Source organism: Mesorhizobium sp. M7A.F.Ca.CA.002.09.1.1, assembly GCF_003998555.1.
Lineage (GTDB): Bacteria > Pseudomonadota > Alphaproteobacteria > Rhizobiales > Rhizobiaceae > Mesorhizobium > Mesorhizobium ciceri.
In genome coordinates this window covers 1-1,479 of record NZ_RZRR01001136.1, presented here as the reverse complement: position 1 = coordinate 1,479, position 1,479 = coordinate 1, and the positions used below count along the sequence as shown (strand labels likewise).

Genomic DNA, 1,479 nt, shown 5'->3' with positions numbered 1-1,479 from the left:
CTCTAGGGGGGAGATTACGCCGTCACCGATGGTTTCGCCAATCTCCGGTGCTGTTAAGGAAAAGCCGGCGTCGAAGCTGCCAATCTCCCCGCCTGAGGGGGAGATGTCCGGCAGGACAGAGGGGGGCGCCTCGCGCAAACTCGTCGAGCACAGCCAACCCGCCAAAGACACTAATTGCCTCTCCGATAAATCCCTTGCGTGGGCCTCGCGGCCTTTCTCTGCAACCATCCTTAGAGCTGCAACGGCAATATCGCGCGCCGCACCTTGATCGGCAAACGCCAGCGGCCTCGCATTCCTCCCGTCACCCGCGACAGACACGCGCCACCGAACTCCCGCATCGGTGCGCGTTGCAGCAAGCCGCACGTCGGCCGTGACCGCATCCATGGCGAGTTGCCCGCAGCCGTCCACAACGACCGACACCTTCGGTCTTAGGCGCTGTACGAGCCCAGCTTCTTCGATCGCAGCCCTGATACGTTCAGCCAGCGGCCGGGGATCGGCAATCTCTTGCGGATCAATGCCTGCCAGCGGCCCGGTCTCGACCGGCACGCCGGTGCGAACCGCGATATCAAGCGCATCGACCTCCGCCGCCAGCAGCGCAGCACTTTGCGCCGTCAGGCCGCGTATCTGCAAACTGCCGCGCGCGGTGACTTCCATGATGCCATTGCCGTGCCGCAAAGCGGATTCGGCTAGTCCGATCAACGACTCTGGCGACATTCCCCCAGCAACCGGGTTGAGCCGCACCAGCAGGCCGTCGCCGGTTTGCATCGGTGCCGACAAAGCCGGACAGGCGCCGCGGCGCGAGAAGGCGCTCATGCCGCCACCCCAAGTGCTTCTGCCTCGGCAATCAGGGCCGTCAAATCGTCGTCGATGGAATTGCGCAGGGGATGCCAGAGGCCGCGCCGGCGCGCCGACAGGAAACGCTCGGCGATGATTTTTGCGGCGGCGGGGTTTTCGCGCAGGATGAAGGCGCGGACCATGGGATCGCCGACATAGGCGTCATGCACCGCCTCGATCAGCGTTCCCGGAATGGCGTGCGTGGTTTCGGCGAAGCCGACCAGCCGGTCGACGGTTTCGGCGAATTCGGAGGCACCGCGCGGGCCGTGCCGCATCTGGCCAGCGATGAAACGGGCATTGACGGCGCGGGCACGCACGACGCGCGCTACGGCCTCACTGATCGAGCGTGGCTTCGGCTTTTGCGGGTCCGTGGTGTCGAGCACGATGACGTCGGCATTCCTGCCGAGCGCCGCAAGTGCTGCGGAAAAGCCGCCGATGAAGGCCACATCGGCGGAGCCCTCGAGGATGTCGCGGCCGGGGTCGTCGCCGGTGTGGACGAGAAGATCGGCTTCGGCGATGCGGCCCTCGAAGGCGCCGGGCGCGGAGATGCCTTCGCCCCCGGCGCCGCCATAGGCGTGCGATGTAGCGTCGAGATAGGCGCGGCCGATTTCGTCGCGTGCCGCCCAGTCGCCGGAGGACATGAGA

Annotated in this window: 2 protein-coding genes; both read right to left on the bottom strand. The window is 66.3% G+C overall.

Features of this window, described 5'->3' with window-relative positions; all coding sequences use genetic code 11:
• A partial coding sequence (gene cobG, locus EN994_RS31060; RefSeq protein ID WP_127308128.1) for a precorrin-3B synthase occupies positions 1–813 on the bottom strand: 813 nt, incomplete at its 3' end.
• A partial coding sequence (locus EN994_RS31055; protein WP_206530543.1) for a cobaltochelatase subunit CobN occupies positions 810–1,479 on the bottom strand: 670 nt, incomplete at its 5' end. The genes cobG and EN994_RS31055, both read right to left, overlap by 4 nt.